General features: G+C 42.7%; 8 protein-coding genes and 1 pseudogene. 1 reads left to right on the top strand and 8 read right to left on the bottom strand.

What is annotated here, in order from left to right; genetic code table 11:
* Window positions 1-122 precede the first annotated feature (122 nt).
* A pseudogene (locus LC574_RS21555) lies at window positions 123-482 on the bottom strand (leucyl/phenylalanyl-tRNA--protein transferase); the annotation flags it as partial.
* A gap of 108 nt (window positions 483-590) precedes the next feature.
* Between LC574_RS21555 and LC574_RS21560 the strand changes: the two are divergent.
* The gene (locus tag LC574_RS21560) at window positions 591-920 is read left to right on the top strand and encodes a hypothetical protein (protein WP_012410384.1); all 330 of its coding nucleotides are present in this window, start codon (window positions 591-593) and stop codon (window positions 918-920) included.
* 77 nt (window positions 921-997) lie between these two features.
* Here the strand turns inward: LC574_RS21560 and rpsN are convergent, their stop codons facing one another.
* The 7 genes from rpsN to LC574_RS38170 form a co-directional block, all read right to left on the bottom strand.
* A complete protein-coding gene (gene rpsN, locus LC574_RS21565) occupies window positions 998-1,300 on the bottom strand; it encodes a 30S ribosomal protein S14 (protein WP_190728168.1) in 303 nt (100 codons plus the stop codon).
* A 76-nt stretch (window positions 1,301-1,376) separates the two neighbouring features.
* Window positions 1,377-2,048: an endonuclease III gene (nth, locus tag LC574_RS21570; protein ID WP_229455520.1), complete on the bottom strand. Its 672-nt coding sequence runs from the start codon at window positions 2,046-2,048 to the stop codon at window positions 1,377-1,379.
* Window positions 2,049-2,151: 103 nt separating this feature from the next.
* The gene (gene rseP / locus LC574_RS21575; RefSeq protein ID WP_229455521.1) at window positions 2,152-3,252 is read right to left on the bottom strand and encodes an RIP metalloprotease RseP; all 1,101 of its coding nucleotides are present in this window, start codon (window positions 3,250-3,252) and stop codon (window positions 2,152-2,154) included.
* 42 nt (window positions 3,253-3,294) lie between these two features.
* On the bottom strand, window positions 3,295-3,420 hold the full coding sequence (locus LC574_RS38165) for a hypothetical protein (protein ID WP_267871622.1): 126 nt from the start codon (window positions 3,418-3,420) through the stop codon (window positions 3,295-3,297).
* Between the two features lies 1 nt (window position 3,421).
* Window positions 3,422-4,702, bottom strand: coding sequence for a serine--tRNA ligase (gene serS / locus LC574_RS21580; RefSeq protein ID WP_229455523.1), 1,281 nt, complete (start codon window positions 4,700-4,702; stop codon window positions 3,422-3,424).
* 165 nt (window positions 4,703-4,867) lie between these two features.
* Window positions 4,868-5,446, bottom strand: coding sequence for a DUF3611 family protein (locus LC574_RS21585; protein ID WP_229455524.1), 579 nt, complete (start codon window positions 5,444-5,446; stop codon window positions 4,868-4,870).
* 513 nt (window positions 5,447-5,959) lie between these two features.
* Window positions 5,960-6,088 carry a hypothetical protein gene (locus LC574_RS38170; RefSeq protein WP_267871623.1) on the bottom strand — a complete coding sequence of 43 codons (129 nt, stop codon included), beginning with the start codon at window positions 6,086-6,088 and terminating at the stop codon, window positions 5,960-5,962.
* Window positions 6,089-6,290: the final 202 nt, after the last annotated feature.

The raw sequence follows: 6,290 nt of genomic DNA on the forward strand, positions 1-6,290 counted from the left end.
AAAATTAACTGAACAATAACCAGACCATTGATAAGAACCTGTTTCTAAACCACTATTAAATCCCTTTAATAAATAAGGTTTACCTTGGCTAATATGGTCTTTATAATGACAGATTAAACCTCCCCACCAATAACAATCCCTAAAATTCCCCCAGCTAATTCGTCACCCTGCCAAGTTTCAAAACTAAAAGCATAACCACTCTGGTAAAGTAGCCAGTAAATCTTTTGTAATTCCGGTGAAATCCAAGTTGTCTCTCTGTCAGCACACCCAGCCACCACAGCTTGAAAGTCTCGATTAATAGCGACATTAAAACGCTCTTGATTCAAGACACGCTGCAAAGACTTAGGGTAGCGAAACCGTTCATCCAAAGGAATAAAAGTCCGATCGCGACTTTCGTACCAACTCAGGCGATCGCTATCATCAGCCATGAGAAAATAGCCTTGTGCATAACCCTCAACAATAGCCGCGATATCATATTCCATAAATAAATATAAAAAAAACACTCTTAGAAACGCAATTCGATCCTATCAATCATCCTCAGCGTTCCTCTGCGTTTCCCTTTGCGTCCCTCTGCGTTTAAAATAAAAAAAATGACTCAACCAATTCCACCCATTACCCTACCACCACCTGAAAACCCTCTGCTCGAAGGTGAATGGTTACGAGAACGCTTACAACGGTGGCTAGATACAGAATTTATCCCCGAAGCAGTCAACCAAAACATTGCTCAACGAGCCGCACAGATTTTTGTGCGTCAACGGATGGAAGGAGAAAACGACCTTGGTTCTCTGGTAATTGCCATTGTCACAGAGATGCAGTCCTATGATTTTTCCAATAGCTTCTATGGAGAGTTTGCGATCGCCAACGCCGTCAGCGATCTACTCTTAGAAAGTCTGGGAATTGATAAATGTTGTGGTCAATAATATTTTGTCATTTGTCATTTGTCCTTTGTCATTTGTTCTTTACCAATGACTAATGACTAATGACTAATGACTCTTAACTACCAACTAGACTTAACAACTCCAGGCAAAAGGCCTTCATGCGCCCATTCTCTCAGCACGTTCCGAGACAGTCCAAAATCGCGGTAAACACCTCTAGAACGACCAGTCAACCAGCAACGGTTGCGGTGGCGGGTGGGCGCACTATTCCGGGGTAGCTGTTGAATCTTCCGGTGGATTTCTAACTTATCTAGGGGAGATGCTGCACTTTTGAACTCTTCCAAAAGAGCTTCCCGCTTGTCAGCATACTTTTCTATCAACCTAGTGCGCTTTTTCTCGCGCTCAATCATGCTCTTTTTTGCCATATATTCTCTAACTTATTTAAAGACACCGTTTTCCATTCTACAGTCTCTCCATCAATTCTGGGGTTACTTGTGTCGCTTACCCTATAACCACTGGCTTATTAGCAGCAGGACATAAATCGGCAAGTTCACAAGCAATACAGATAGGAGAGCGTGCTTTACAAATAGCACGACCATGATAAATCAGCCGAATTGACCAATTTTCCCAATCAGGCTGAGGCAATAAACCCATTAAATCTTGCTCAATCCGAACGGGGTCTTTTGCTTGAGTTAAACCCAAACGTTCGCTAAGGCGTTTGACGTGAGTATCTACCGTCACTCCAACATTAATACCATAAGCATGAGCCAAGACTACATTTGCTGTCTTCCGCGCCACACCTGGAAGCTTTAATAATTGCTCCATTTGGTTTGGCACAACAGAGTCAAATTCGCTAACAATCATTCGACAGGCGGCTTGAATGTTTTTGGCTTTATTGCGATAAAACCCTGTTGAACGCACCAAGCTTTCTAACTCTACCAAATCAGCGATCGCTAAACTAGCAGCATCAGGAAACCGATCAAATAAAGCTGGTGTCACCTTATTCACTCGCTCATCAGTACACTGAGCAGAGAGAATCGTTGCCACCAACAATTGTACTGGCGTTGAGTAGTTCAAAGAGCAAGTAGCATCTGGATAAAGACGCTTCAGCCGAGCTAAAATTTCTATCGCCCGTTGCTTTAAAGGTAAAAGTTTCTTTTCCCTATTCCCCACTCCCTACTCCCCACTCTCTACTCTCGTCATTGGCATCTGGATAACATTCGATAACAGCGTTTCTTTTCCCTATTCCCCACTCCCTACTCCCCACTCCCTATTTTCACTGAAACAATTTTTGTACCCACTCTAATTGGCTAGTTAATTGAGTAGTTTCTTTGACTATCAAAAAAATTCCTAACCCTAAGAGTAACACCAAACCGGTTTGCATTACACCTTCTTGAATTCTGGCTGGTACAGGCTTACCGCGTAAACCTTCAATCAGCAAAAAGGCGAGTTGTCCACCATCTAAAGCTGGTAAAGGCAAAATATTGATAATAGCCAAGTTAATGCTGATAATTGCTGCAAAAGACAACAAGTTTACGCTATTGTCCTCAGCTAATTTTGCACCGATTTTGACAATATTAACTGGCCCAGAAACTTGTCCAGCAGTTTGTTGAAAGTTGGTAATTAACTGCCCAAAACCGTTGAGTGTATCAACAAATAATTGTTGAAACCTGTTAGCAGCAATGCCAAAAATTTCAAAAGGACTATTAGGACGACGATAAATTGCTGTAGCATTTGGACTAAGTGCCACACCAACTACACCTTTGCCATCGGCTCCCAGTTTTGGCGTTAATTTCAGGGTTTGTTGTTGGTTGTTATGCAGAATTTTCAGTTCGATTTGCTGATTGGGATGAGTTTGAATTTCTTTTGTCAGCAAAAAAGTTGACTTTTCAGAAGCCGGGAGTTCTTGACCGTTAACAGCCAGAATAATATCTCTTTCCCGAATTCCTGCTTGATAGGCAACAGATTCTTGATTAATAGGCTGTACGGTGACACCAGCTTTATAATTTAATTCTTTGGGAATGCCGACGATACCTAATTGCAGAACCAACACTAAGTAGGCAAATATTAAATTTGCGATCACCCCGGCACTGATGACGATCGCCCTGTCTAAAACTGGACGATTACGCAGCAGATTTGGGTCATTGGGTGGAATATCGCTATCGGGGTCATCATCGGGAAAGCCCACAAAGCCGCCCAAGGGAAAGGCGCGGACAGCATATTCGGTTTGTGAACCTTGGTACTTTAACAGAACTGGGCCAAAACCCAAAGAAAAACGGTTAACGAGAATGCCTTGAGAACGGGCTGCAACAAAATGTCCCAACTCGTGTACCAAGATCAAAACAGCCAAGACTGCGATCGCTGCTAAAACTGACATAGAGCAAATTAGTGAAAATATTAAGCTATAGTTATCTCCATTCTAATTGGGCATTGGGCATTGGGCATGGGGCATTGGGCATGGGGCATTGGGCATTGGGCACTTGTACTGAGCGAAGTCGAAGTATTGGGCATTGGTAAAAGACAAAGGACTAATGACTAATGACAAATTACAAAACTCCACGTCCAAAATAAGGTTGCAACACTTCGGGTATTTTCACCGTCCCATCAGGTTGTTGATAATTCTCCAAAATTGCTGCCATAGTCCGTCCCACAGCCAAACCCGAACCATTCAGGGTATGTACGAACTGAGTGCCTTTCTTCTCCGCCTCTTTGAAGCGAATATCAGCTCGTCGCGCTTGGAAATCTATAGTATTGGAACAGCTAGAAATTTCGCGGTATTTGCCAGAATTCGGCAACCAAACCTCTAAATCATAAGTTTTGGTAGAAGCAAATCCCAAATCTCCAGTACTTAGATTTACTACTCGGTAAGGCAACTTCAACGCCTGTAAAATTGCTTCTGCATTCCCTACCAATTTCTCCAGTTCATCAAAAGAGGTACTGGGTTCGACAAACTTCACCATTTCCACCTTGTTGAACTGATGAAGGCGAATTAATCCCCGCATATCGCGCCCATAGCTACCAGCTTCCCGGCGAAAACAGGGAGTAAAAGCACAGTGGTAGATAGGTAAGTCTTCAGCAGCGAGAATTTCACCCCGATAAAGATTTGTAAGTGGAACCTCTGCCGTAGGAATCAGCCACAAATCGTCATCAGCGCATTTAAAGCTTTCTTCTGCAAACTTGGGTAACTGACCAGTCGCCGTCAAAGACTCAGTATTCACTAACAGAGGCGGACTGACTTCCACATAACCAGCTTGAGTATGGAGAGTCAGCATAAATTGAATTAATGCCCTTTCCAATGCCGCACCAGCGCCCATCAATGTCACAAAGCGACTTTGGGCAACTTTCACAGCCCGCTCAACATTGAGAATACCCAGCTTTTCGCCAATTTCCCAGTGAGGGAGAATATTTGGATTTTGAGGAATGTACTCATCACCCCAACGACGTACTTCTACGTTATCTTCCTCATTTTTACCAAGGGGTGTAGAGTCGCTTGGTAAGTTGGGAAGTGCCAACACAAGTTGGGTAATTTCAGCTTTGAGGTTTTTTTCCTGGGGTTCCAGTTCGCTCAATGTAGCTTTGACAGAGTTACCTTCATCTCGCAAAGTTTGAATTTCTGGGTCTTGAGGATTTATCCCAGATTTAATCTTTTGCCCAACAATTTTACCGATTTCGTTGCTACGAGCTTGGAGTTGACTGCGTGTTCCCTCAAGTTCCCGTTGTTGCCGATCTAACTGTAAAATCGGTTCGATGTCGTATTTACCACTACGACTATTCAATCGTTCTTGAACTAATTGCGGATTTTCCCGTATTTGCTTGATATCCAGCACAGATTTTTCTCAGTTTTTAGCCTATTATCTTCCTGCCAACACATCAGCATATACTGATTTTGGCTTGCCACAAGCAGAAAAGCAAACATAAAAATTCTGTCCTGCCAATCTTACCAGGACTAGAAAAATTTAAAATCCAAAATTTGGTATTACTCCTCTGATTTTCTAAGGACGGTTAATGCGATTGAGCAACCAAAGCGATGCAATAACCCCTGCAAAATGCGCTGAAACAGTGTTGGTGTTTGCCTGTACTACAAGCATATCTAGACCGCTAATAATTCGGGTGGGGTCAAAAAATTGCGTAGTTATAGCTTGCGGAGATATGGATCTTGCTACCAGTGTACCGACGATCGCTTGCGCCCCCAAAAGAGTTACTAGGGTTCCGCCTAAATTCACCCACAGCCCTAAGCGTAATACTTGCACAGTCTCGCTTTTCCGAGGGCGGTTGCTGGGATTGGAGGATTCCAATTGCTTACCAATTCTAGTGTAACGGTAAGCTAAATAAATGCCCCCAGCCAAAATAACCAGTCCACAAATTGCTAAAAATACACCAAAGCCAGTCCCAGGATTATTAGTAGGACTGCCAGTTCTTTGATTAAAGATGGCGAACAGCAACACAATTATGCTAGAAACAACGCCTAGTACTAACTGAATCCAGAAGCTAATCCAACCTGTAAGGCGAAAAGTTTGGGCAATTGCCCGCAGAGTCGAGGAAGATGATGGAGCATCGGGAGTTTGTGACATAAACTGATCGCTAATATGCTGGGCGCTTGATTAAGGGACGCGAGGACAAGGGGACGCAAAGAGTTCTTTACCCGCGTCCTTGCATTTCCCCGTCTTCTTTCTGACTTTTCACGGCATCTGGAAAACCTCACTTCTATTTCTCTCTTCCTTTAAGGAGAGACTTTGAATCTTCCCCTTTCCCGACGCGGGAAGGGGGTTAGGGGGTTAGGTTAATCGTTAGCTTTTCCATATAATCTGAATTGTCAGGTTTTCTTCCCCCCCGCCTTTGGGTCTTCTTTGATAAATTTACTATCACACTTGCCATAACAGACAAAAGATTCTCTTGTTGAGAAAATCAGTAATGGTTACTGCTTAAGTGTTTTCACTGGCGTAGCAGCTTTAACCCAGACATATCCCTCAGCGTAAGCTTTCAGAATTCGTATTGGAAAAATTACTGTAAAACAAAGTGTTTATGAACTTTTACAGACAAAATAGTATTTTACCTGTAAAATTTCTTCGATAGCATTTTATTGCTTAAGCAGTTCTAACTAGCTCGGCATCACTTAACACCAAGATAGTGACTTTGCCAGTGTCTGTTCGCTCCTCACCACCCGTATCGAGCTTGAGTAGGGATACACTATTTTGTGTCCCTAAAACTCGCAAACTCGTCCCACAACTTCACAGGCGTGGGTAATTATTTCGTATTTACGCAATGGATATCTAGTCTAAGTAGCTTTATATATATTACTCAATTAGCAGTAGCAGTATATACTGACTACAAGGATTGTAGACCCTACCCTAAGGCATTTTTTTAGCCATTCACTAACCATGAAACTTGAGGATATATATCAATTCTTTGAGAATC

This window comes from Nostoc sp. CHAB 5715, assembly GCF_020829685.1.
GTDB lineage: Bacteria > Cyanobacteriota > Cyanobacteriia > Cyanobacteriales > Nostocaceae > Nostoc.

Coding starts and splice junctions, on each gene's coding strand:
- LC574_RS21560 (WP_012410384.1), top strand. CDS start 591: ATGACTCAACCAATTCCACCCATTACCCTACCACCACCTGAAAACCCT.
- rpsN (WP_190728168.1), bottom strand. CDS start 1,300: ATGGCAAAAAAGAGCATGATTGAGCGCGAGAAAAAGCGCACTAGGTTG.
- rseP (WP_229455521.1), bottom strand. CDS start 3,252: ATGTCAGTTTTAGCAGCGATCGCAGTCTTGGCTGTTTTGATCTTGGTA.
- LC574_RS21585 (WP_229455524.1), bottom strand. CDS start 5,446: ATGTCACAAACTCCCGATGCTCCATCATCTTCCTCGACTCTGCGGGCA.